Below are 24,458 nucleotides of genomic sequence, written 5' to 3'. Positions count from 1 at the left end.
TTACGCCGAACGGCCGCCAGCTCGGCCTCGGATTGCGGGATGGCGGAGCCATGATCGTCCGCGCGGCGCGTGTAGCCGACAGACGAGAGTCAGGGCTGTCGAATTCAATGCGAACGAGACACAACAGATCAGCCCTGTGCTCAGCGCGGGCTGCGCGCGACGGCGTGGCGATTGAGGCCAAGGCGTCACCGACGCGGCCAGGGCATCAGAGGCGATCGCTCAAGGCGGCAGCGTCTATCGAAAGCATGTGAGTCGCTGGGTTGAGATGTCGATTGACGCGAGGCTGTGAGCAGCTACCCTGGTCGCCCTAGAGAACGAACGTCAGCGCGCTCGTGGTGGCGCAGCGGTATCCGATAATAGGGGGATATTTATGAAGAGCATTATCAGGTATGCAGCTCCGCTTCTGTTCCTTGGAGCTATGTATAGTACGTTCTTCGACGCGACGTCGGCTTCAGCCGGCTGGAGCACCTCGGGCGGCGGCGGGAGCACCGCCGGTGGCGGCGGGAGCACCGCTGGCGGTGGCGGGAGCACCGCTGGCGGCGGCGGGAGCACCGCTGGCGGCGGCGGGAGCACCGCTGGCGGCGGCGGGAGCACCGCTGGCGGCGGCGGGAGCACCGCTGGCGGCGGCGGGGGCACCGGGGGCGAGGATTGCCAAGACGACCTCAGCGGCCTCTGTGACTGCGTGAAGGATGTCCTGAAGGATATCAAGCACGCTGACAAGAATGGCGCCGGCAAGGTCAAGCATGCCGACGAGGTCCTGGACAAGGTCAAGGACGAGCTCAAGTGGTGTGTGAAGGCTTTCTGCAAGGACGTAGACAGCCACGACTCGTGTGATTGAGCCACCGATCCTGAACCAGATGCGAGCGAGCCAGGCGGGGTGTGGCCGGCTGCCTTCGGAAAGGGCCGTCCGTAGCCAGCCTGCAACGTCCGGTGCTCGCCCGCGCCCTCGTTGTCGAGGCTGAGGTGACCGCGGCGTCAGGGCAGGGTCAACGTCGTCCGATGATCGTTGGCCCGCCCTGCGCCCGGCACCAATCGAGGTCCTCGCCGTCCAGGGGAGACGTGTAGTTGTACACGGTCATCTCGTGCTCACCGGCGTCGAGCGCCGGGGCGAAGCACGTGTCCCCGCGCTACGGCAGGCCGAGGACGAAGGAGACCGGCAGCGCATCCGGGTCGACCTTCCACAGCGCAAATCGCTCGCGCTCGCCCGAGAGCCCCATTGCTTCCGGGTCGTCGTGATGCGGCCCTTCTACCGAAAGAGGGCATCTGTTTTGCCAGGGTTGCCAGAAACGAGAGTTCATTTGCCCCGCCGGTGACGCCATGTTGCAACATCCTCTGCTGACGGAACTCCTCGAGCGCTACCGTGCCACGCTGCCCCAGTGCCTGCCGTGGGTGCTGGCGTCGCTCTTCGCAGCGTTCGTCTTCCTATTGCCGTTCGTGCTCCTTCGGGTCCCTGCTGCGCGGCGCCTGCTGCATGCAACCCTGGAGAGCCGCGTCATCGGCCGGCTGTCCTGGGCGCTGACGCTCGGCGCTGCTGCCTTCGGAGTGATCCGGGCTTGGACTTTGATGTGGGTCGCCGACGACGCCTTCATCTCGTTCCGGTACGCAGAGAATCTGGTACGCGGGCATGGGCTCGTCTTCAATCCAGGCGAGCGCGTCGAAGGTTACACGAACTTCCTTTGGACCCTGTTGGTCGCAGCGCCCATGGCCGTCGGAGTCGGACCGATCACGACGTCCATCGTCTTGTCCTTGCTCTGCTTCGCCGGCGTGATCGTCCTCTCGACACGGCTGAGCGCCCGAATCAATCCGGAGTCGCGGTTCGGCATGCCACTCGCAGCGCTCCTCATCGCGTGCAGCTACACGATGGGGAGCTTCGGGACCTCCGGGCTTGAAACCATGTTTGGGGCGTTCATGGTTCTGCTCGCGATGGATTGCGCCGCGCGGCGCCGCCCGCTCAGCGCGGCGGCAGCGGGCATCGCGGCGACGATGGCGCACCCGGACCACGCGGTCTTCTATGCTTCGCTCGGAGCGGTGCTCTTGACGTACCGGGAGCGCCGCCGCGAGATCTTCCGCTATGTGCTGCCGCTCGCGCTCGTATACGTGCCATACTACATATGGCGGTGGCATTATTACGGTGAACTGTTTCCGAATACCTACTACGCGAAATCGGCCGAGCTCCTTTATTTCAGCCAGGGTAGGGTGTACTGGGCCGTCACCGTCTTCTCTGCCGGGCTGTTGGCGGTCGTCCCGCTTGCGGTCGAGGGCGCCGTGCTCCGTTGGCATCTTCCGGAGGCCCGACAGCTGCTGATCGGAGGTACGCTGTACGCCGTATATGTCGCCAAGATCGGGGGCGACTTCATGCTGGGTCGGCTGGCGGTTGTCCTGTTGCCGCTGCTCGTTGTCTTCGCCGAATCCGCTGTGCGCTGGCTTCTGACCCGATGCAACCTGGCGGTCAACGCGCTGGGCGCGCTGGCTCTGCTCAGCATACTCCCCGTGATGTGGCCGACGACCGTCGTGCGCGCGGGCGAGAAATACTGGCATGTCGCCGACGAGCGCACGTTCTATGCAATGAGAGCGCTGTCCGAGGACGGCATCGTGTCTCCCGCTGCGCAGCAAGCGCGCGACCTGCGCAGGCTCGTCGTGGAGCGTTGGGGCACGCCGACGGTCGCCGCTGGTTCGATCGGCATCTTCGGCTACCTCTCGCGTGTACCCATCGTGGATGTATTTGGCCTTACAGATCGCACCATCGCCCACCAGCCGATCCGGAGGCGCGGCCGCCCCGGCCACGAGAAGAACAGCGGCGGTGCATACCTATTCGACCGCCAAGTAGACCTGTCCACCGACCCCGTGTTCCCAGCACCCTACGATCAACTGACGAGGCTCAGGCTTGCGGGGACGCAGTATTTCATGACCGGGTTCCACACGGAGTTCTTGGAAGGGCTGCAGGACTCTCGCGAGGTCCGCTTCACCGACGTGCGTCGCACGATCGATCGCTACTACCCGGAGCGTGACCGGCCGACCCCGGAGCGACTGGCGTGCGATCTCTGGTTCTTCGACCAGTATTACTTTCGGCATCACGATGATCGGGAGCGCCAGGCGCGCCTGCTCCAGCGCGTGACCGAGTGGGAGCCGAGCCTGGCGAACGTGAGCGAGGTGCTGCTGCTACGTGGTGGAGCTCCGCTGCCGATGCGCCCACGAGCACGGCTCGGTTTCGATGCGCCCGAACGCTGGGAGACCTGGGGAGATAGCTTCGTGCGGTTTCCGACGACGAGCCCGGTCCCTGACCAGCAGTTCGTGGCGGGGCATATCGGGCCATTCGCGAACTCCATGGCCGATCGCCTGCTCGACGGAGCCACGGGTTCGTCGGTTTCAGCACCCTTCATGATCGTCGGCGACATCATGACATTGCAGATAGGCGGCGGTATGGACCCGCAGGGCCTGACCGTGTCGCTCCTGGTCGATGGTCAGCCTGTGCGCAGCGCGACAGGCTGCATGAGCGAAATCATGGGACGGCGCGTCTGGGATATCTCCGAGTTCAAAGGAAAGAGCGCGTCGATTCGAATCGAGGATCGCAGCGCAGACAGTTATGGCCACATCATGGTCGACGAAATCGAGCAGTGGGACGCCAGAAGCCCGGAGCGTGCCACTGCGCCAATTTCCGTTCTTCCCGAGGAGGATCGCTAAAGTAGCCGACCCGAGGGTGATGTGGCTGACTGCTTCCGGATAGGCCATCCGGAGGCAGCCAGCGACGTCCGGTGCTCGCGTGGGGGCTCGGCCTAGAGGCTTTGTGATCGAGGCGAACGCGGCGTCAGGGCAGGGTCAACGTCGTCCGGTAGATGATCGTTGGCCCGCCCTGCGCCCGGAACCAGTCGAGATCCCCTCCGTCCAGCGGAGAGGTGTAGTTGTACACCGTCATCTCGTGCTCGCCGGCGTCGAGCGCCGAGGCGAAGCACGTGTCCCCGCGCGACGGCAGGTCGAGGACGAAGGAGACCGACAGCGCGTCCGGGTCGACCTTCCAGAGCGAGCAGCGCCTGGGCTCGAACGAGGACTCGACGAGGTACTTCTGCGCCTGCTGCGCGGGCGGCAGCTCATCCATGTCGAGATCGTAATTCCCCGTCTCGTTCAGGTTGCGGCGGCCGAACAGGTGGATCTCGTCGCGGGCCGGGCCCCTCGTACACGGCGAACGTCGTCCCCTGCGGCTCGAACTTCGTCGGATCCTTCCCGAGCACGGCGAAGTAGAGGTACAGCGCGCCGCCGTAGGAGAGCCGCCGCGGCTCGCGCACGTCGGTCCCGAGGGCGACGCGGGTCTTTACCGTCCAGCGCGTCTGGTCGGTCGAGCTGAGCACGTAGATCTCGGCCTTGTCGCTGGCGAAGTGGTTCGGGGCCGTGCGGAACGCGAGGAAGTAGCGGCCCTCGTGGCGAGGGGCGCAGCTGCGCCCGGACGGCCGTCAGCGCATCTCGGCGGCGGCGTCGCGGATGAGCTGCAGGAGGTCGCGCCGCATCTCGCCGCTCACCGTGTGGCCGACGCCAGGGTAGCTCGCCAGCCTCGCCCTGACGCCGCGCGCGTCGAGCGCCGCGATCGCGTCGCGGGTCGGGCCGATCGGGACGCGGCGATCGTCCTCGCCGTGGAGCGCGACGAGCGCCGGAGCCGTCGCGCCTGCGCCGGGGAGCACCGCGGGGGGGACCCAGCCGCCCATGGGGAAAGCGGCGCCGACGACGCGCGGGTGGTGCAGGGCGAGCGCGAACGTGAGCGCGCCGCCCTGGGAGAAGCCGGTCACGATGGCCTTCCCCCGCGTCGGCCGCTCGGCGGCGACCCGCTCGATCGCCGCCGCGAGCGCGGCAGCCGCGCGCAAGATGCCCTGTCCCACGTCATCGCTCGCGAGCGCCTGCTGGAGCGGAAACCACGAGTAGCCGCCGCCGTACGGCGCGAGCCCGCGCGGCACGATGAGACGCACCTTGAAGTCGGCGCCCGACAGCAGGCCCGCGAACGACTCGGGCCGGTCGCCGAGCCCGTGAATCGCGATGACGAGGGGGAGCGCCTCGTTCCGGTCCGCGCCGCCCGTGACCTCTTCGAGGTACTCGACCGCGGCGGCGGGGGCCGTCGCGCTCGCGGCAGGCGCGGGGGGAGGCGCCTGCTGCTCGGTGCCCGCCGCGCCGCCCCCGGGCGGGGCTGCCCGTCGCTCGCACGCGGCGAGCAAGACGAGCGACGCGAGCGACGCGAGCGCCAGCGCAGACGAGGCGTGGCAGCGGCGGAGGCGAGCGGGGCGCATCGCGGAGATGCTTGCTGAACCCGCTGCTCGGCAGCAACAGCGAACTTCCCGGCGGCAACACCGCACCCGCCTCGGCGGGCCTGGCCAGCCATCGAGATCTCCTGCCATGGCCGCATGCATGGGAGATCACACACACGAGTAAGGAGAGTTTTGGGTGCCGTTGGATTTGTCTGCTCCAGGGCGATCGCCGCGCATCTGCCATCGACCAAGATTTTTTTGGGGTTGTTAGTAAAGTGTATTTCCTACATAACTGGATCTAGCTGCTTGGCTTAGAGCGAACGAAACCTCTTGTCGCCAGGCAGCCGATGGTCGGCGCGTCGCGTCGTTGCTCCGCGACGCCCTGCTTCAGCAGGGCGCCTCGTTGCACCCGGCGTTGCGCCCACCGTCGGCTGCCTGGTGCAGTCCGGATTTGTTCGGAGCCTTTCTTCAGGAGAGGTCGGCGACCTCACCGGCTTATCGATTGACCATCTCGTCGCGGTGGCGGCCAAGGTGTGTCTCCTGCGTACACAATCGATCTGCTCATCAGGAGAGCTCGATGATCTCACCGGCTTGTCGATTGACCGCCTTCCCGCGGTGGCGGCGGCTGTTCGGCGCGCAGCTGAGCGTCGCTGCGCTCCTGATCTCGGGGTGTACGGGCGCCGTGGGTGATCCGCGGGAAGGCGAAGGGGATGGCGTCATTCCGGGCGGGCCGACAGGGCCCGAGGTCGCCGAGCGCAGCATGTTCCCGCGGCTGACCCACGCGCAGTGGGAGAACACGGTGCGCGACCTCCTGCGCCTCGACGACCGGCCCGGGCTCTCGGCGTCGTTCACGAGCGACCCGCTCGGCGGCGTGTTCGACAACAACGAGGCTGCGCTCTTGGTGGCGCCGGGCCTCTGGGGCGATTACCAGCGCGCCGCCGAGGAGCTCGCGGCGATGGTGACCGCCGACCAGGGCAAGCTCGATCGGATCGCGCCCGCGGACCTGCCGGACGCGCCGGAGGCGCGGGCGCAGGCGTTCGTCGAGCGGTTCGGCGAGCGGGCGTTCCGGCGCCCGCTCACGGCCGAGGAGCGGGATGCGTACGTCGCGCTGTTCCAGCGCGGCGAGGAGCTCTTCGAGGGCGAGGACCCGTTCGCCGCGGGCGTCCGCGCGGCGATCGAGGCGTTTCTGCAGTCCCCCCATTTCGTCTACCGCGTCGAGATCGGCGCCGGGCCGGCGGAGGGGGGGCTCATCCCGCTCGGCGGATACGAGATCGCGACCAAGCTCGCCTACACCCTGTGGAACACGATGCCCTCCGACGAGCTCCTCGAGGCGGCGAAGGCGGGCGAGCTCTCGAGCCGCGAGGCCGTCCGCGCCTACGCCGGGGGGATGCTCGAGGACCAGCGCGCCCGCGAGGTCGTCGGCGCGTTCCACCGGCAGCTCTACGACTACGAGCAGTACCACGACCTCAACAAGGACCAGGCGCTCTACCCCGAGTTCGTCCCCGAGATGGGCGACGACATGCAGCGCGAGGCGGAGCTCTTCGTGGATCACGTCGTCTTCGACGAGGAGGGCGGGCTCACCGACCTGCTCACCGCGCGCACGGCGTTCGTCAACGATCACCTCGCCGCGGTCTACGGCGTCGAGGGCGACTTCTCGGACGAGTTCAAGCGGGTGGAGCTCGACGAGGCGGAGCGCTCGGGGCTGCTCACGCGCCTCGGCTTCCTCGCGGCGAAGGCGACGGCGCGGCAGCCGGACTCGATCCACCGCGGCGTGTTCGTGAACCTCCGGATCCTCTGCGCGGCGCTGCCGCCGCCGCCCGACAACGCGACCTCGCTGCCGCCGGGCGAGCTCGCGACCAACCGCGAGCGCGTCGAGGCGCACACGGGCAAGGGGACGTGCGGCGCGTCGTGCCACGGGGTGCTCATCAACCCCGCCGGGTTCGCCTTCGAGCATTACGACGCGATCGGCAAGTACCGCACGACCGACAATGGCGCGCCCGTCGACTCCGCGGACGTCTACACCCTCGGCGGCCAGCCGAGGAGCTACGCGGATGCGGTCGAGTTCAGCCAGCTCCTTGCCGAGAGCAGCGAGGCGCACGCGTGCTACGCGCAGCGCTGGATCGAGTTCTCCCACGGCCGCGGCGTGCGCGCGGAGGACCGGGCGCTCGTCGAGGAGCTCGGCGAGGCGTCGCGCGGCGGCGCCTCGACCAAGGAGCTCATCGTCCGGATCGTCTCTTCGACTCCGTTCCTCGCTCGCGTTCCCGCGGAGGCGCCATGATCACCCGACGACGTGTGCTTCGAGGCCTGTTCGGCGTCACGGTGGCGCTCCCGTTCCTGGAGACCTTCGCGCCGCGCCGCGCGGCGGCCGGTACGGGCGACGTGCCGCCCTTCGCGATCTTCATGCGCCAGGCGAACGGCGTGGCGCAGCAGGTCGGCGACGAGCCGGAGATGTTCTGGCCCAGCGCGACAGGCCCGCTGACCGCCGAGTCGATGGCCGCGGACGCCGATCGGGCGGTGAGCGAGCTCAAGGACTACGCGAGCCGGCTGATCATGGTGCGCGGCGTCCGCTTCGCGTTCCAGGGCAACGGGTGCGGCCACTCCGGCGGCGGCAACCAGTGCCTGACTGCCGCGCAGGTGTCGGAGGATCCGGCGGGCAACGAGTCGCTGGCGATGGGCGAGTCGATCGACAACCGCATCGCGACCGAGCTCAACCCGGCGGGCGTCGAGCCGCTGACGCTCTACGCGGGCAGGATGGCCGGCTACATCAACGAGGTGCTCTCGTACCGCGGGCCGAAGCAGCTGCGCGCCGCCGAGCGCGACCCGTACAAGGCGTACCAGAAGCTCTTCGGGCTCGCCGAGGTGGACGCCGCGGCCGCGGAGGCGCTGGCCGCGCGCCGCGCCAGCGTGAACGACCTGGTCCGGGAGCAGATGCAGGCGCTCATGCGCCGGAAGGACCTCAGCAAGGGCGACCGCGAGCGGCTACAGCTCCACTTCGACAGCATCCGTGACCTCGAGGTCGGGCTCGCCTGCGCGCTCCCGCCGGAGCGGGTCGCGGAGATGGAGGCGATCTCCCCGAACGTCGGCAGCTACGACAACGTGGAGACCGTCACCCGCATGCAGATGGACATCATCGCGCTCGCGATGGCGTGCGGCGCGACGCGCGCGGCGACCCTGCAGGTCGGCGACGGCAACGACTCGACCGAGTACACGATCCACGGCGTGCGGCAGAAGAGCTTCCACAAGATCTCGCACCGCATCGACGGCGACGGCGAGGTCGGCCCGCCGATCGAGGGCGCGCAGGAGCTGCACCACCAGATCGACCGGATCCACGCGCGGATGTTCAAGCACCTGCTCGACAGGCTCTCGTCGTACGATCTCGGCTCGGGGACGCTCCTCGACCGCGGCGTGGCCGTGTGGCTCAACGACCTCGCGGACAAGTACCACGCCTACTCCAGGGTCCCGTACATCCTCGCCGGCGGCGCCGCGGGCTACCTGAAGACCGGCCAGTTCATCGACGAGCGGATCACCGTCAACAAGCTGCTCAACACGATCGGCGCGGCCGTCGGCTGCACGAACGGCCAGGGCGGCCCGCTCGACGACTTCGGCGACGAGAGCCTAGAAGGTGGACTCGTCGATACGATCATTGCCTGAGAGGGGAGCCCGCCGCAGCGGGCGAGCTCCACAGGCGCTCGCATATATCGGGGACGGGGCGGAGACGGGGCGGCTCAGCCGAGGAGCTCTACCGCGACCTCGATGGTGGCCTTCTCGCCGTTGGGGCCGCGGAGCACGTCGACCTTCACCTTGTCGCCCGGCTTCTTGCCGTCGAGCACCTGGTACAGCCCGTCGTAGTCCGCGACGGGCGTGCCGTCGATCCCGACGATCACGTCGCCGAGGACGAGCCCGCGGTCGCCCTCGGAGAGGCCGTGCAGGCCCGCCTTTTCGGCGGGGCCGCCCGGGACGACGCTCATGATGATGAGGCCGCGGATGCCGTTGCGCCGCTCGAGGCGGCGGGACTGATCGAGCTGGATGCCGAGGCCGACCTGCTCGGCCTTCCCGGTCCGGATGATCTGCGGGACGATCCGCGCGATCGTCGTCGACGGCACGGCGAAGCCGATGCCAGCGGAGCTGCCGCTCTTCGAGAAGATCATCGTGTTCATCCCGATGAGGTGCCCGCTCGAGTCGAGCAGCGGGCCGCCGGAGTTGCCGGGGTTGATGGCGGCGTCCGTCTGGATCATGTCGCGGATGGTCACCTCGCCCACGCCCTGGACCTGGCGCCCGAGCGCGCTGATGATGCCGGTCGTCAGCGTGTGATCGAGGCCGAACGGGTTGCCGATCGCGATCGCCTTCTGCCCGACCTCCAGCGGCTCGCGCAGGGGCGCGACCTGGATCGGCTTCAGCATGTCCTTGGGGGCGTCGATCTTGATGACCGCGATGTCCTTGCGCGGCTCGACGCCGACGAGCTTCGCCGGGAACGTCTTCTCCCCCTGGAGCCGGACGACGAGCGACTGGGCGCCGGCCACGACGTGGTAGTTCGTGACGACGTGCCCGTCGGCGTCCCAGACGAAGCCCGAGCCCGAGCCCGCGGGCACCTCGACGGCGGTACCCCAGAAGCGGTCCACCACGAGCCGCTGCTGGGTCACGAAGACCGTCGAGGGCGCGACGTCGCGGAACACGGCGATCGAGTTGCGCTCGTCCTCGATGAGCGCGCCCTTCGACGGCGGGACGGGCGGCGGCGTCGTGTCGATCGTCGCCGACGCCGTCGGCGCGTCGGGGACCTTCGTCGCGTTGGGCGACGGTCCGCTGGGGCCGGGCTTCCCCTTGCATCCAGCGGAGGCGGCGAGCGCGGCGACGACGAGGACGGCAGGGAGTCGAGCGTGTCTGCGGTGGCGCATGCGGCGCAATCTAGCTTGCTATCGGCGAGGCGTCTCCCCTGCGGCGCGCGGCGGGGCGGCGCGGCAGTCTGCCGCGCGCAACGGATGCGCGGAACGGATGCGCCCTGGCATCGGCGTCGCATCGGATCCTGGGATGCAAAAGGGCGAAGTTGCGGTAGATGTGGCCTTGACGGATGAAGCCCATGACGCCCTCAGCAACGAAATTCCAGACGACCCCCCCTGTCGTGAAGGAGCCCGTCAAGGTGCTCCTGCTCGAGAACATTCACCAGAGCGCGCACGAGCTGTTCCGGTCGCGATCGTTCGAGATCGAGACGCGGAGCTCCGCGCTGAAGGAAGACGAGCTCATCGCCGCGCTCGCGGGCGTGGACATTCTCGGCATCCGGAGCAAGACGCACGTCACCGCGCGCGTGCTGGAGAAGGCGGACAAGCTGCTCTCTATCGGGTGCTTCTGCATCGGCACGAACCAGGTCGACCTCGACGCAGCGAACCGGCGCGGGGTGCCTGTGTTCAACGCGCCGTTCAGCAACACGCGCAGCGTCGCCGAGATGATCATCGGCGAGTCCATCATGCTGGCCCGGCAGCTCGGGGACAGGTCGCGCGAGGTGCACGCGGGCACCTGGAAGAAGGTCTCGAAGGCCTGCTACGAGATCCGCGGCAAGACCATCGGCCTCATCGGCTACGGCCACATCGGCCAGCAGCTCGGGGTGCTCGCCGAGGCGATGGGCATGCGCGTCGTCTACTACGACATCGCCCAGAAGCTCCCGATGGGCAACAACCGCGCGCTGCCGACGCTGCAGGCGCTGCTCGCGGAGTCGGATTTCGTCTCGCTCCACGTGCCGGCCACGTCGGAGACGCGGGACATGATCGGCGCCGCCGAGCTCGCGCAGATGCGCAAGGGCGCGTACCTGCTCAACGCGAGCCGCGGCTCGGTCGTGGTGATCCCGGCGCTGGCCGAGGCGCTGAAGAGCGGCCACCTCGCGGGCGCGGCGATCGACGTCTACCCGGAGGAGCCGGAGTCGAACTCTGACGGCTTCCTGACCGAGCTGCAGAAGCTCCCGAACGTGATCCTGACGCCGCACATCGGCGGCTCGACCGAGGAGGCGCAGGAGGCCATCGGGCGCGAGGTGTCGCGCGCGCTGACGCAGCTCGGGACGACCGGGGCGACGACGGGCGCTGTGAACTTTCCGAATGTCGAGCTCCCGCCGCTCAAGGGCACGCACCGCGTCCTCAACGTCCACCGCAACGTGCCCGGCGTGCTCCGCGACGTGAACCGCATCGTGTCGGACGTGAACGCCAACATCGACAGCCAGGTCCTGTCGACCGACGCCAACATCGGTTACCTGATCATGGACCTGTCGCAGGACGTGTCCGCCGAGGTGAGCCGGCGCATCGGCGCGCTGGAGACCAGCATCCGCACCCGCGTGCTCTACTGAAGCCGCGTCGAGCCGGGGCGCCGCCGCGCCCCGGCGCTATTCATTCCAGACCGGGACGCTGACGCGCTCTCCGGCGCTGCGCCGCGAGGCCGGGTCGTCGCCCGCGAAGACGACGGTGAATACGACGAACGCGGCCCACAGCACCGCGAGGTGGTAGATCATCGCGATGCCGCCCGCGGCCTGGTAGATGGCGCTCGACGCGGGGGGGCCGAGGAGCATCCCGGCGGCGTAGAAGACGTTGTAGATCGAGTTCGCGCGGCTGTAGTCGCGCGGCGCGGTGACGACGCCCTGGAGCGCCAGGCTGAGCGGCGATATCGACGCGAGCGTCGCCCCCGCGACGAACACGGCCGCGCACATCGCGTCGTAACGATCGAGGTACACGAAGCCGAGGATCATCAGCGTGCCGATCGTGCCGAGCACGCGCATGAGCAGGAGGTGGCCGCGGCGGTCGCCGATCCGGCCAAAGACGTTGGTGAAGAGGAGCATGCCCACCGCGAAGTAGGCGGGGATCTGGATCGTCTGATCGCGCGTGACCCCCTTGGACGCCATCAGGTAGAGCGGGAGGAACAGCACGACCGACGCCTGGAAATACCCGTAGGCGAAGGTCGCGAAGCACGCGGTCTTGATGCGCCAGAGGATCGAGGCGGAGGACGACGAGGGATCCTCCGCGCTCGCCGCGCCGGCCTTCCCGTGGGCTTCGGACATGCCCGGCAGGTCGCGGTCGAGGCGCGCGAGCACGAGGACGGCCGAGATCAGCGAGATCACGCACGAGAGGAGGAACGCCGCGGGCATCGAGGAGAGCGCGACGATGTGCGGCGCGCAGAGCGGTCCGAGGACGTAGCCCAGCGCCATCGAGACGGCGTAGAGGCTCGTGACGAACGCCTTGTTGTCCTTGTCCGACCGGGCAAGCAGGATCGTCTCGCAGCTCACCCAGATGCCGACCGAGCAGGCCCCGTCGAGGAAACGCACCGCGGCGATGGCGGCGAAGCTCGGCAGGAAGGGGAAGGCGCCGACCGCCGCCGCGTACCCGGCCAGCGCGAGCATCAGCGTGGTCTTCGCCGAGAACCGGCGGATGAGCGTGTCCATCGGCAGCGAGAGCAGGACGATGCCGAGCGCGAAGCACGACGCGAGCAGGCCGATGTCGGTCTTGGTGAACCCGCGCGCATCGAGGAAGACCGCCGTGAGCGAGATGGCGATGCCGTACGCGAGACCGAGGAGGAAAATCGCGCCAAAAACGAGCCAGATATTGCGATCGGGGATGCGGCGGAGCATGAGCGCCCGCCAGGTTCGATCGGTCGCTCCGCCGTGTCAAACGGGTACGTACGGCAGGAAACGCGCCTCGCCGGCGGTCGCGCCGCGCGCGCTCGCGCGAGCGCCGCTCGCGGGGCAGCGCGGCGCGACCGCGCTGCAGCGAGCGCGTCAGCGCAGGAAATCGAGGAGGAGCTGATTGACCTTCTCGGGCCTGTCGTAGTGCACGAAGTGGCTCGCGTCGGGGACGCGCGCGACTCGGGCGTTCGGGACCAGCGCCGGATCCGGCTCGGCGAGCTCGGAGCCGAGGTAGCGATCGTGCTCGCCCCAGATCACCAGCGTCGGGGCGTCGATGCGGGGCGGCCTGCCCAGCCCGCGGAGGCTGGCCGGACGGAAGAGGGCGCGGTAGTAGTTGATCATCGCCGTGAGCGCGCCGGGCTGCGACCACGCCTCGACGTAATGGGCGAGATCCTCGTCGCTCACCGCGCCCGGACGCCGCGGGTCGTCCTTCACCGCCGCGCGTAGCCACGCGAAGCCGTCCCTCCGCGCTGCGAGCTCCGGGAGCTTCGGGAGCTGGAAGAAGAACATGTACCAGCTCTTGCGGAGCTGCTGCGCCGTGCGGAACCCGGCGAGCAGCCGCGCGGGGTGAGGGCAGTTGAGGACCACCAGCCGATCGAGGAGCGCCGGATACCGCGCCGCGAACTCCCAAGCGACGCCGCCGCCCCAGTCGTGGCCGACCACCGCGGCGGCGCGCTCCGCGCCCGAAGCCTGGACGAGCGCGGCCACGTCCGCGGTGAGCTCGTTAACCCCGTAGGCCGAGGCGCCCTCCGGCTTGTCCGAGAGGTTGTAGCCGCGCATGTCGGGCGCGATCACGCGGTAACCCGCCTCCACAAGCGCGGGTATCTGATGGCGCCACGAGTACCAGATCTCGGGAAAGCCATGGAGGAGCACCACGAGCGGCCCGTCGCCCGCCTCGACGTAGTGGAGGCGCACGCCGCCGTGCTCGGTGAACCGGTGCGAGAGCTTGGATTCGTCGAGGGTCATCGTCTCTCCTTGCGCTGATTCCATCGAACGGCCGCCGGCGCTCTGCCGTGCGGTCACGGGTTGAATCGCTGGTTGCACCATGGGGGTCCGCGTGCGTCGCGAGCGAGCCGGAGGGCGCTCAGACGTCGATGATCTTGCCTGGGTTCATGAGGTTCAGCGGATCGAGCGCCCGCTTGATCGACCTCATGATCGCCAGCTCCTCGGCCGAGCGAGAGTAGGGCAGGTAATCCTTCTTGAGCAGGCCGATGCCGTGCTCGGCGGAGATGCTGCCGTGGTACTTCTTCACGAGCGAGAAGATGGCGTGATCCGCCTCGTGGGTGCGCTTCAGGAACTCCTCGCGCGTGAGGTCGTCGGGCTTCATCACGTTGATGTGGAGGTTGCCGTCGCCGATGTGGCCGAAGAGCGCGATCTCCCACCCTGGATAGCGGGCCTCGAAGAGGCTCTCGAGCTCGGAGCAGAAGCCCTCGAGCTCCTGGATCGGGAGGGACACGTCGTTCTTGTGCGGCAGCCCGGTCGCCGACAGGCTCTCGCTGATCCCCTCGCGGAGCGCCCAGAGCTCCGCGGCCTGCGCGCCGTGCTGCGCGAGCGTGCCGTCGGTGACCAGCCCGCGCTCGAACAGCGAGGTGATCCACGCCTCGAGCGCCTCGGGCTCGCCGCGCTCGACCTCGATGAGCACGTAGTAGTCCGACGGCGCCGAGAGCGGCACGCGCACGTTCCGGTGGCGGCGCAGGCGCGCCTGGCACTTCTCGGTGAAGAACTCGTAGGCCATCACCACGAACGGCCCCGTCCGGGCCTCGCGGAACAGCGCGAGCACGCCGGCGAGGTCGGGCACCGCGAACAGGAACACGTTGAGCGCCTCGGGCACCCGCGTGAGCTTGAGCGTCGCCTCGGTGATGATGCCGAGCGTGCCCTCGCTGCCGATGAACAGCTGGCGCAGGTCGATCCCCGTGTTGTTCTTCTCGAGCGCGCCGTTCAGCTCGAGCACGGAGCCGCTCGCGGTGACGACGGTGAGCCCGAGGACCCACTGGCGCGTCAGGCCATAACGGATGACCTTCACGCCGCCGGCGTTCGTGGCGATGTTGCCGCCGACCTGGCTCGACCCCTTCGAGGCGAAGTCGACGGGCCAGGTGAGGCCGTGCGGCGCGACGTGCTGGTGCACCGCCTCGGTGACCGCGCCGGCCTCGACGCGCACGGTCGCGCCGAGGACATCGACCGGGCCCATCTTGCGCATCCGCTCGAGCGACACGACGAGCTCGCCCCTGGCCGCCACGGCGCCGGCGGCGAGCCCCGTGCGGCCGCCGGAGGGCACGACCGGGACGCGGTGCTCCGAGCAGAGGCGGAGCAGCCTCGAGACCTCGTCGGTCGACCGCGGGAGCGCGAGGGCCGAGGGCCTGGGCTCGTGGACCTTGGTCCAGTCGCGGCCGAACGTCGCGAGATCGGCAGCGTCCGTCGAGAGGAAATCCGCGGGGAACTCGCGCTGGACGGCCGCGAGGAAGGCGCCGGGGAGGCCGGGAAGCGGGGTCATGGCTGGGTCGGTAGTGCGGCATCGCCGGGAGGGCAAGGGCAGGCGGTCTTCGCCCTCACCCCGGCGCCGGCGCGCCGAGCGGGTCGGTTCGCTGGCGGGAGTCCTCGCGGCGCAGCGCCGCGCGAGTGTTGCGGCGCCGTGCGCGTGTTGCAGCGCCACGGCCGACAGGGCATCTTGGCCGCGCGCATGGACAGGGCGGACCGCGCGGCAATCGTGGCGAGCATGGCGGTGCTGGCGCTTGCCGCGTGCGAGCGCGCTGCCAGCGAGGCGCCGCGTGGATCCAGCGCCGCGGGCGCTCCCGAGGGCGGGGGGGGCGGCGCCGCCGCGGACCCGATCGAGGCGAGCAGCGGCGCGTCGGGCGCGAGCGAGCAAGGCAACGCGGGCGGCCAGGGTGGCGGGGGCGGGCAGGGCGGCGCGGGCGGGGCGCTGAGCTGGGAGCCGGTCGAGACGGACTGGTGCTCGGCAGGGTGGATCGGCCTGGACGACCACACCTGCTTCCATGTGCCGGAGACCGCGCTCCGCGGCGCGCCGATCCTTTATGTGCTGCACGGGGCCATGGCGCCCGACTCGCTGCCCGTGGACCTCCAGGCGACCGCCGCGGAGGCCGCCGAGGCGCTCGGCGCCGTCGCCGTGTTCCCGCGCGGGAAACCAGGACTCTGCACATGGGATCCGTCCGTGGAGACCTACTCCTGCTGGCCAACGCGCCGCGAGACCGTCGACGCCGCGGCGCCCGCCCTGCTCGAAGAGTGGATGCGCGCAGAGGCGCTGATGGAGCGGATCCTCGGCCAGACGTTCGGCGGGCGTTATGTCATGGGCTTCTCCAACGGCGGCTATTTCGCGAGCTACGTGGCGCTCGAAGGCCTCGTCGCCGTCGACGGCGCGGCGCTCGTCGGCGCGGGGCGCATGGTCATCGAGGAGGACCTGTTCTCCGAGGAGAGGCCGCCGATCTTCATCGCCGTCGGCGAGCTCGAGCTCGCCTCCACCATCGCGAGCGCCGAGAACCTCGCCGACGTGCTGACCCAGCACGGCTGGGAGCACGAGCTCGTGGTGCACCCGGAGCGCGGCCACGAGATCCACGCCGACGACTTCTCTCGAGCCTGGGAGACCTGGATCGCCGCGCCCTGAGCGGCCCCGCGCCGCCGCCGCGCTCGCCCGGCGCCGGCGGAGGATGAGCCGATTCGATAGGACCCCTGACGCTCTCAACGCAGGACGCCCGGAGCGTCCTTTTTGAGCACTCCTGCGTACACGGGCGCAGAGGAGATGGGCTGAGCGCGCCGCGCGGCGCGGCGCTGATCGCCTGAGGACGGCCAATGCATCTGCGGCGCTATCGCTCCTTGTCTCATGTTGTCGGCGTGGAGGTTCGACATCGTCGGAGACGCCTCGTCGAGGCGCGCTGCGCCGAATAATCCGCAGCGCGCGAAAGGCGTGTTATTGCCGGAGCCGCCGCGTCGCGCGCGGCGCTCCCGGCGGGCGCCGAGCGCGCCTGGAAGCGCCTTCTCTGCGCAGTGATCCGGCGCGGGGGGACGCGCCGGATCACTGCGGGGTCGTGCGCTGTTTAGGAATGTCGGTTTGTCGTTGCCTCGCGCCCGCCGCGCGCGCCCTTGGGCGGCAGGCTCTGCACACCAGCTCTCGGGCATGAGCGCTGCTCTCTCCGCAACCCGACTGGCGCGACGGTCTTGCAGACGTCGCGGGCAGGGCAAGGAGGAGAAATGATCGAGCTGTTGAATACCAGGTTGATGTGCGTCGCGATGGCGATGGCGGCGCTGACCACCGGGTGCGCGGTGGGCGTGGGCGACGAGGGCGTCGACGAGAGTGGCGCGGACGAGGCCGTGACGGTGGAGGAGACCTCCCAGGCGCTGTGCGGCGGCTCGCGGAGCTGCGGGGCCCCCGGCGGCTTCACCGACCCGAACTGGGGCTGGAACAACGCGGGCTGGGCCAACGGGACCTGGGGCGGCGTCCCGGGCTGCGGCAACAACTGGGGCAACCCGGGCTGGAACAACTGGGGCAACCCGGGCTGGAACAACTGGGGCAACTTCGGGAACTTCAAGCCTTGCGGCTGGAGCCCCTGGGGCAACAGCTGGAGGCCGGGGTGCGGCGGCTCCGGCATCGGCGGCTTCGCCCCCGGCTGGGGCGGCGGCTGCAATAGGTTCTAGCCCACGGGCCCGGAGTCCATCCGCGGCGACGAAGGCGAGCGCGGGCCCTGGCTGGGCGCGTGACGGGCCCTCGGAAGGCGAGGGGGCCCCTGCGCGCCCGATGCCTGAGCAGCGGGTCGTCTGACGGGTCGCCCGGGGGAAGTCACCGGGACCCTGGCCTCCGGGAGCTCGCGGCAAACGCGCAGCTCCTGGAGGCCAGGCGCCCCGGGGAGCCATGCGGCTGACGGCCACGTTCCGGGGCCCCCACCTGTCGCATTTTAGGACATCGCCGCCTGGCACGCCCACCTGGGTCTGGCGGCCCAGCCGCTGCCCAGCCCGTTGCACACCTCGGCGCAGATCGCGCGCCAATGCGCGGTGCCTGCGCGTGTGCCAGGCCCGGCAGCCCTCGTCGCATGGCGGATCGCTTCTTGCTCCCTCGGAGCGCGCCGGTTCGCCGGCGTCCTCGAGGAATGTTCGCCATGATGTCTTTTGCGACACCCGTCTCGCGTTACATGACCTGCGAAGTCATCGCGGCGTCCGACACGACACCGCTGCCCGAGGTGCACCGCACGCTGGGCGAGCGCGCGATTTCCTGCGTTCCGATCCTGGACGCGGCGTCGCGCGCGATCGGCGTGCTGTCCCGCACCGACCTGCTGCGGCTCGGCAGGTTCGAGACGAAGACGAACAGCCGAGGAATGCTGCTCACCTTGCCCGACGTCCCGGCGCGGGCCGTGCTGCGCCCGGGCATCATCACCGTCGGGCGCGCGACGCTGGTCGTCCAGGCGGCGAGCGTGCTGCTGAAGCACCGTATCCATCGCGTGTTCGTGCGCGAGGACGAAGCCTTGACCGGAGTCTTCAGCACCAAGGATCTCCTGCTCTCCCTGGTCGAGGCGCGGGACCCGACGCCGATCGCCGGGCTCATGTCGGCGCCCGCATACACGATCCCGCTCGACGCGCCGCTCGCGCTCGCCGCAGACCGGCTGACGACGGCGCAGGTGAGCGGGCTCGTCGTCGTGGATCCCGGCGGGTGGCCGGTGGGGATGTTCACCCAGACCGAGGCGCTGCTCGCGCACGGCGTGCTGTCCGATTCACCGGTCGAGGACGTGATGAGCCCGGCCATGGTCTGCCTCGACGTCCGGACGCCGCTCCACCGCGCCGCGGCCGCCGCGCACGCGGCGCAGGCGCGGCGCGTGCTCGTGGTGCAGGGGCGGCGGCTCCGCGGCGTGCTGACGGGGCTGGACTTCGCGCGCGCCGTCGCAGGGACGGGCGTGATCTCCGTGGCCGCGAGATCCAGGGCGGGATGACGCCCGCCGCGCGAGCGCGGCGTCACCGTGCGGCGCGGGTCGCCGTCCGCTCGACGACCCTGTCGGCGTCGCCGGTCAGGCGCGCGGCGAGCGCGCGGGCGGCGGCGGGCGAGGCGGACGCGACCCCCTCGACGGCGCCGAGCCGCGCGCGGCGCGGGAGGCGCGGATCCGCGGCGAGGGCCTGGAGCTCGGCGATCACGCGCGCCGAGGCGGAGGAGCGCGCGGCGGCGCGGCCCGCCGCGGTGAGGGCGCGCGCCCTCATGTACGCCGGCGCGCCGGGATCGCGGCCGACAGCGAGCAGCCGATCGGGGTCGGCGCCGCCGGCCGCGCGGAGCAGCTCGTCGAAATCGGCGCCTCTGGCCGCGCTCTGGCCGCAGAAGTGCCCCGCGAGCAGCGCCGCGGCGTGCGGCGGGAGCGCGGCGGTGGAGGCGAGGCGGTCAGGCGCAAACGAGCGAGCACGCTCGCCCGGAGCCGGCGGCGCGATGGGCGCTCCGCTCGCCGGCGTGTCCGCGTCGGCCGGGAGCGGGACGGCCGCCCCGCCGCCCTGCTCGACGATCCCGCGGTAGAGCGCGCTCGCCCGTACGATCGTCGTCTGTTGCGGCGTCAACGCACCCGAGAAATCGCCCCCTGTCGGGAACATGAGATTCCCGAAATCCGGGCAGCGCTCCATCAGCGCATTCACGTCGCTGCACTGCGAGGTGTCGTCCAGCGGGTCGCCGAAGTCGGCGTCGAACTCGGTGGTGTGGAACAGCCCGGCGAGGTGGCCGAGCTCATGGCGCAGGATCACGGTGTCAACAGATGGCTCCTCGTAGAGCGTGACCACGATGCCGCTCAGGTGGGTGCCGTGCTCGACCGCGACCGCGGGCACGGCGGGCGTCACGCCGGACGCCTGCGCAAGGCTCCCCCCGAACGCCGTCACCGCGATCACGTTGAGGGCCGGCCTGCCGGGGGCGCCGGCCGTCTGCTCGAGCACGCCGGGGAGGACCTCTTCGTCGACGAACTCCCACTCCGAGCCGATGTGATGGACGTTGATGCTGCCCACGCCGAGGCCCACGTACCCCTCGTATGCAGAGGTCAGCACGCGCCGCATGTACTGCTCGGAGACCGCGTCGCCGGCGATGAAGACGTTGATGTCGATCTTCCCGCCGTGAAAGCGCCCGTCGAGCGTCTGGCGGTGCCACACCGTGAGGCGCGCCGGCTCTGCCAGCGGGCCGGCTCCGCCGTTGCCGAGCTTGACCCAGTAGACGCCCGGCGCGAGCGGCGAGGATGCGTCCGCGCCAGTCTGGGGGACGGCCGCCGTGCCGATGCCCTGATTGAAGAACGCGGCCATCGTGCCTGGGATGGTGTAGTCGGCCGCCAGCAGCCTGCCGTCGGGGCCGCGGATGCTCTCGATCCCGATCGGATCGAAGCTCGGCGATGACGCCATGATCTCGGCGACGGCCGTGAAGCCCAGGGTGCCCGGCTGGACGATGACCGGGATGGACCCGTCGACGCCGACGTTGTTGTGCTCTTCCTTGACGAGGGGCGGAATCGGTGGCGCCCCCCCCTCGCCGATGCTCCCGCCTTGACCGGCCCCGGAGGAGCCTTGCGGCGCGGCGCTCGTGGTGTCTCCCGAGCTCCAGGAGCCGCCGGTGCCGCCCGTGCCGTCGGGCGGCGGCTCGAACCCGTCGACCACCACCCTGCCGCCGCAGGCGCCCGCGACGAGGGCAGCGAGCGCGCCCGCGGCGAGGAGACCGCCACCGCGCATCCGCGTTGCCCGGCGCTCGCCGCCCGGCTTCCCGTCCACGCGAGACGGATCGATGGCGCTCGATGCCGGTGCAAGCGACGTTGACATAAGCATGCTCCTGCGTCGGTAAGGGCCCTCCCTCACCGCGCGCGCAGTATGCGCGGGCCCTCGCGCGGTGTCACGCGCTGCGCACGCTCGTGACCTCGGCGGGGTGCGCGATGGCGCATGCCGCGCTCATTCCACTTGCTTGACGCGCATTCTCACGCGACCTGGCGATGCTTCCGTTGCGCCCTCGAAGCGCTCGATGACGATCACGAAGCGCGATACGCCGTCCGCGCTCTGGACGAGCCACGCGGCGTCCTTGGCCGGCGCGGGGGGCGTCGCGCCGGGCTCGAGCCACCGCCCCGTGAAGGCGGTCGCGATGTGGTCGCCGCGGTACGGGACGGCGGGATCGGTGAGGGCCGCGTGGTCGGCCGCGTCGAACCGCGCCTGCTCCGACGCGGCGGTGCGCGCCTTGACGTCGGCGAGCTCCTCGGAGGCCGACGCCTCTGCCTGGAGGTCGGCGGCGCGCGTGGTCCCGGGGCCGCCGAGCTCGCCGTTGACGCTGACGAGCGATCTTCGGAAGCAGACGTTCCAATCGGTCGACGCGCGCGCCTCTTCCGGCGTGAGCATCAGCTGCCGGTTGCCCGCGAGGTCGAGGCAAGCGCTCGGCTCGGTCTCGACCGCGTCGATGCCGCCCGCTGTCGCGTCGAGATCCTGAATCTCGACGGTCGGGCCGGAGCCGTCGGGGAGCACCTCGGCGTAGCGGAGCTGATAGAGCGCCGTGACCGGCGTCCCGTTCACCTCCCCGTAAAAGGAGGAGATCTGGAGCTTCCAGTACCTGCCCTCGTGCTCGATCGCGTGGACGTGGTAGCGGCTGAAGGCGACGTGCTCCTCGCCGTCGTAGGCGTACCAGCGCGAGAAGGCGCCGCCGGAGTCGTCCGTGAGCAGGAAGGGGGTGCTCGGCAGGTCGCCCGCTCTGTAGTCGTCGAGGCCGATGGGCAGGGCCCCGCCGTCGCCGGGGCCGCTGAGGCCGCTGTTGGTGAAGACGTCGTAGCCCGAGAGCGCGAGATCCCAGTCGGTGGACGCCGCGCCGTCGCCTTCCGGGACCACGATCTCCGGGGTGGCGAGGTGGAGGAAGACGCGGCCGGCGGCCGGCACGTCGACCTCGAGGAGCGCGCCGTCGTTCGGGGGCTCGGGGTCTCCGGTCGAGCTTCCGGCTCCCGTGCCGCTGCTCGTTGTCCCGGGGGTTCCGGTCGAAGTCCCGTCCTCCGTGCCGTCGCTGCACGCCGGGGTGAGCAGGAGAAGCGCCGCCGTCACCGATGCTCTCGTCATGAGTCCTCCCACGGTAGCTCGGCGCGGACGCCGACGTAAACGGTGCGCCCCTCGAGGGGCCGGTGGTCGCCGCGGCGATCAGGGTCCTTTTGCGCGCCGAGCAGGTTCCTGACGCCGATATATGCCTGCGACGAGGGCCAGAGCGGCCGCGCGAGCCGCGCGTCGAGCGTGGTGAACCCGGGGGCGCGCACGTCTCTCGCCTCGCTCGGGTCTCTCTCGACGAACGCGCTGCTGAGGGTCCGTAGGCGGGCGACGAGCTCGAACTGGAACGGCAGATCGGCGCGGAGCGCCGCCTGCGCCGTGTGCGGCGGTTTGCCGGAGAGCGGCTGTCTGGGATCGGCCGTGTCGTCGCGCGTCCAGAGGTAGGCGTAGCCGGCCTCGATGCGGAGCCACGGTGTGGCCTGGAGCGTGGCCGAGAGATCGAGGCCCGCGGTGCGCGCCTCGGCGATGTTCATGTAGGTGTACGTGTCGACGCCGGCGGAGGAGCTGAGGGGCTTCGGGTTGACGTCGATCAGGTTGTCGACCCAGTTCGCGAAGGCGCCGGCGCGCGCCGTGAGGCCCTCTCGGGGGATCCACGTGACATCGCCGTTCACGCCCCAGGACGTCTCGGGGGCGAGCGCCGGGTTGCCCTCGAGGATGTAGCCGAGGCTCGAGTGGTCGAACGAGAAGCCGAGCTCCTTCGCGCTGGGGGCGCGGAATCCCCGCCCGCCGGAGACGCGCAGGGTGAGGGACGGGGCGGGCCGGTAGGCGAGGGCGAGGCGTGGGGCGATGACGCCGCCGTAGCGGAGGCGGAGCTCGCCGCGGACGCCGGGCATGAGGGTGAGCTCGTCGGTGAGCTTCCACGCGAGCTGGCCGTAGAGCGCGGCGCTGCCGAGCCGGGTGTCGGGCACCTCCTTGATCGGCGGGGTCTCCTCGGTGCCCGAGGGGGTTACCTTGGTGATCTCGAGCACCTGGTCGAGCGTCTCCACCTCGGCGCGCGCCCCGGCGACCCAGGTGCGCGGCCCGTCGGCGATGGTGGCGATCGCCTCGTAGCTGTGGAGGGCGCCCGAGCGCTCGCGCAGCTCCTCGTCGGGCGAGCCGCGCAGGTCGCGGCCGCTCGTCCGGAGGGCCCATTGCCGGCCCGCGGCGAGGCGCAGGTTCGAGCCGCCGCCGAGGTCGATCGTCTCGGCGAGGTGCAGGGTGACGCGGTCGGTCACCTCGGGGAGGTCGTAGAGGTAGGCCCCCAGGACGGGCCACACCTTCTGCTCGACGCCGTTCTGCTCGTCGTGGATCCATCGCGCGCGGAGCCGCACGTCGATGCCCTTGCCGAGCGTGGCGCCGGCGCGCAGGCCGAGGAGGCGCTGCGAGCGCTCGGGCAGGACGGTGGGGGCGTCGGCGCCCGCGCCGGGATCGGCGAGGTTGTCGCTGGGCTCGACGAGGGAGAGGCTCTCCTCCCGCTGGAACGAGGCGTCGGCGCTGACCCAGGCGCGCTCGCCGCGGTAGGCGCCCGAGCCATGGAGGACGAGCCCGGCGCGGCTCCGGCCTTCGAGGCGGGCGCGGCCGCTGAAGCCTGGGTGCTCGGGGGGCGCGGAGAGGACGTTGACGACGCCGCCGATGGCGCTCGTGCCGTAGAGCGAGCTGGTCGGCCCGGTGACGAGCTCGATGCGGGAGACGTCGCCGAGCGGGAGGGAGGAGAGGTCGATGGCGCCGCCGGCGTCGCCGATGACGCGCTCGCCGTCCTCGAGGACGAGGACGCGGTCGAGGTCGAAGCCCTGGATCTGGATGGCGCTCGGGTTGCCGAGCGCGCCGTAGGCGCTCGGGTTGACCTGGACGCCGAGCTCGCCGTCGAGCGCCTCACCGACGTTGGTGGCGCCGCGGCGCTCGGCCTCGTCGCGGGTGACGACGCGCGTGCGCACCGTGGCGCGCTGGCTGCTCTCGGGGGTGCGGGTGCCGGTGACGACGACCTCGAGGGGCGGCGGCGCGGCGGGCGAGGGGGGAGGCGGTGGAGAGGGAGGAGGAGCAGCGGGAGAGGGAGTCGGAGGAGCGGGAAGAGGCGAAGAGGAAGGGGGCGCGGCCGAGGGCTGCTCGGAAGAGAGCTGCGCGAGCGCAGGGCGCGAGAACGCGGCTGGGACGAGCGCCGGGAGCGGGCAGAAGGCGAGCAGCGCGGCGCGCGTCAGGCGCCGACGCCGGGGCACGGTCCTCCCTGGGACATCGGAACGGCAGGCTCGAGGCGCGGGGACGGCAGCATGGGGAGGGCTCGGCCTGTGCGGCGTTCCGTGGGTCGGGTGAGGTGGGGGATGGTCGCCCGATTCAGAGCGGTCGTCCAGCGGTTCGGGAGGCCGCGGGCGCCGTGGGCGGGGCAGATGGCGTGCAGCGAAGCGGGAGCAGGGAAGGAGCTCGCGTCGGGACGGAGGCTCGTGGCGGGCGAGCGGCGAACGGCGGCGGCGCCGAGCGACCAACGCCTCGGCGGGTGGCCTGCGGTGCGCCACGAGAGGCCGCGCGGTCGGCGCTCGCCGCGGCCGCGGGGGTCGCGGGGCGGGAGCGGGCCCGACGGCGGAAACCCCAACGGGCGACGC

19 protein-coding genes are annotated in these 24,458 nt (G+C 70.7%); 8 read left to right on the top strand and 11 right to left on the bottom strand.

Features of this window, described 5'->3' with window-relative positions; translation table 11 throughout:
- Positions 1 to 418 precede the first annotated feature (418 nt).
- Positions 419 to 838 carry a hypothetical protein gene (locus POL72_RS00680; protein WP_272092942.1) on the top strand — a complete coding sequence of 140 codons (420 nt, stop codon included), beginning with the start codon at positions 419 to 421 and terminating at the stop codon, positions 836 to 838.
- Between the two features lie 289 nt (positions 839 to 1,127).
- Here POL72_RS00680 and POL72_RS00675 read toward each other — a convergent pair whose 3' ends face one another.
- The gene (locus POL72_RS00675; protein ID WP_272092941.1) at positions 1,128 to 1,319 is read right to left on the bottom strand and encodes a hypothetical protein; all 192 of its coding nucleotides are present in this window, start codon (positions 1,317 to 1,319) and stop codon (positions 1,128 to 1,130) included.
- Here POL72_RS00675 and POL72_RS00670 point away from each other — a divergent pair.
- Entirely contained in the window at positions 1,318 to 3,681 is a 2,364-nt protein-coding gene (locus POL72_RS00670; protein ID WP_272092940.1) for a DUF8728 domain-containing protein, read from the top strand. The two genes, POL72_RS00675 and POL72_RS00670, sit on opposite strands and share 2 nt — an antisense overlap.
- Before the next feature lie 124 nt (positions 3,682 to 3,805).
- On the opposite strand, the gene POL72_RS00665 is transcribed toward POL72_RS00670, so the two are convergent.
- The 3 genes from POL72_RS00665 to POL72_RS00655 all read right to left on the bottom strand — a co-directional run bounded on the left by POL72_RS00665 (position 3,806) and on the right by POL72_RS00655 (position 5,267).
- Complete coding sequence (locus POL72_RS00665; protein WP_272092939.1) at positions 3,806 to 4,093, bottom strand: hypothetical protein; 288 nt, start codon at positions 4,091 to 4,093, stop codon at positions 3,806 to 3,808.
- On the bottom strand, positions 4,086 to 4,343 hold the full coding sequence (locus tag POL72_RS00660) for a hypothetical protein (RefSeq protein WP_272092938.1): 258 nt from the start codon (positions 4,341 to 4,343) through the stop codon (positions 4,086 to 4,088). Before POL72_RS00660 ends, POL72_RS00665 begins: the two co-directional genes overlap by 8 nt.
- 102 nt (positions 4,344 to 4,445) lie before the next feature.
- The gene (locus POL72_RS00655; RefSeq protein WP_272092937.1) at positions 4,446 to 5,267 is read right to left on the bottom strand and encodes an alpha/beta hydrolase; all 822 of its coding nucleotides are present in this window, start codon (positions 5,265 to 5,267) and stop codon (positions 4,446 to 4,448) included.
- Between the two features lie 535 nt (positions 5,268 to 5,802).
- On the opposite strand from POL72_RS00655, the gene POL72_RS00650 reads away from it, so the two are divergent.
- On the top strand, positions 5,803 to 7,503 hold the full coding sequence (locus POL72_RS00650; protein WP_272092936.1) for a DUF1592 domain-containing protein: 1,701 nt from the start codon (positions 5,803 to 5,805) through the stop codon (positions 7,501 to 7,503).
- Positions 7,500 to 8,876: a DUF1552 domain-containing protein gene (locus tag POL72_RS00645; protein WP_272092935.1), complete on the top strand. Its 1,377-nt coding sequence runs from the start codon at positions 7,500 to 7,502 to the stop codon at positions 8,874 to 8,876. The genes POL72_RS00650 and POL72_RS00645 overlap by 4 nt, the downstream gene beginning before the upstream one ends.
- A gap of 74 nt (positions 8,877 to 8,950) precedes the next feature.
- Here the strand turns inward: POL72_RS00645 and POL72_RS00640 are convergent, their stop codons facing one another.
- Positions 8,951 to 10,117: a S1C family serine protease gene (locus tag POL72_RS00640; RefSeq protein ID WP_272092934.1), complete on the bottom strand. Its 1,167-nt coding sequence runs from the start codon at positions 10,115 to 10,117 to the stop codon at positions 8,951 to 8,953.
- 182 nt (positions 10,118 to 10,299) lie between these two features.
- Between POL72_RS00640 and serA the strand changes: the two genes are divergently transcribed.
- Positions 10,300 to 11,550 (top strand): phosphoglycerate dehydrogenase, encoded by a 1,251-nt coding sequence (gene serA / locus POL72_RS00635; RefSeq protein ID WP_276596356.1) that lies wholly within the window; start codon positions 10,300 to 10,302, stop codon positions 11,548 to 11,550.
- 36 nt (positions 11,551 to 11,586) lie between these two features.
- Here serA and POL72_RS00630 read toward each other — a convergent pair whose 3' ends face one another.
- From POL72_RS00630 to POL72_RS00620, 3 genes are all read right to left on the bottom strand, one after another.
- Entirely contained in the window at positions 11,587 to 12,822 is a 1,236-nt protein-coding gene (locus POL72_RS00630; protein WP_272092932.1) for an MFS transporter, read from the bottom strand.
- A 147-nt stretch (positions 12,823 to 12,969) separates the two neighbouring features.
- Positions 12,970 to 13,842 carry an alpha/beta fold hydrolase gene (locus POL72_RS00625; protein WP_272092931.1) on the bottom strand — a complete coding sequence of 291 codons (873 nt, stop codon included), beginning with the start codon at positions 13,840 to 13,842 and terminating at the stop codon, positions 12,970 to 12,972.
- 118 nt (positions 13,843 to 13,960) lie between these two features.
- Entirely contained in the window at positions 13,961 to 15,367 is a 1,407-nt protein-coding gene (locus POL72_RS00620; RefSeq protein WP_272092930.1) for an FAD-binding oxidoreductase, read from the bottom strand.
- Positions 15,368 to 15,589: 222 nt separating this feature from the next.
- On the opposite strand from POL72_RS00620, the gene POL72_RS00615 reads away from it, so the two are divergent.
- From POL72_RS00615 to POL72_RS00605, 3 genes are all read left to right on the top strand, one after another.
- Positions 15,590 to 16,492: an alpha/beta hydrolase gene (locus POL72_RS00615; protein ID WP_272092929.1), complete on the top strand. Its 903-nt coding sequence runs from the start codon at positions 15,590 to 15,592 to the stop codon at positions 16,490 to 16,492.
- Positions 16,493 to 17,076: 584 nt separating this feature from the next.
- On the top strand, positions 17,077 to 17,520 hold the full coding sequence (locus POL72_RS00610) for a hypothetical protein (protein WP_272092928.1): 444 nt from the start codon (positions 17,077 to 17,079) through the stop codon (positions 17,518 to 17,520).
- A gap of 458 nt (positions 17,521 to 17,978) precedes the next feature.
- Positions 17,979 to 18,803, top strand: a complete 825-nt coding sequence (locus POL72_RS00605) for a CBS domain-containing protein (RefSeq protein ID WP_272092927.1) — start codon at positions 17,979 to 17,981, stop codon at positions 18,801 to 18,803.
- A gap of 22 nt (positions 18,804 to 18,825) precedes the next feature.
- Here POL72_RS00605 and POL72_RS00600 read toward each other — a convergent pair whose 3' ends face one another.
- The 3 genes from POL72_RS00600 to POL72_RS00590 all read right to left on the bottom strand — a co-directional run bounded on the left by POL72_RS00600 (position 18,826) and on the right by POL72_RS00590 (position 24,077).
- Positions 18,826 to 20,637 carry a hypothetical protein gene (locus tag POL72_RS00600; RefSeq protein ID WP_272092926.1) on the bottom strand — a complete coding sequence of 604 codons (1,812 nt, stop codon included), beginning with the start codon at positions 20,635 to 20,637 and terminating at the stop codon, positions 18,826 to 18,828.
- 126 nt (positions 20,638 to 20,763) lie between these two features.
- Positions 20,764 to 21,903, bottom strand: coding sequence for an HmuY family protein (locus POL72_RS00595; protein WP_272092925.1), 1,140 nt, complete (start codon positions 21,901 to 21,903; stop codon positions 20,764 to 20,766).
- Positions 21,900 to 24,077, bottom strand: coding sequence for a TonB-dependent receptor plug domain-containing protein (locus POL72_RS00590; protein ID WP_272092924.1), 2,178 nt, complete (start codon positions 24,075 to 24,077; stop codon positions 21,900 to 21,902). Before POL72_RS00590 ends, POL72_RS00595 begins: the two co-directional genes overlap by 4 nt.
- Positions 24,078 to 24,458: the final 381 nt, after the last annotated feature.

The organism is Sorangium aterium, from assembly GCF_028368935.1.
GTDB lineage: Bacteria > Myxococcota_A > Polyangia > Polyangiales > Polyangiaceae > Sorangium > Sorangium atrum.
This window is presented reverse-complemented; position numbering and strand designations above follow the sequence as displayed.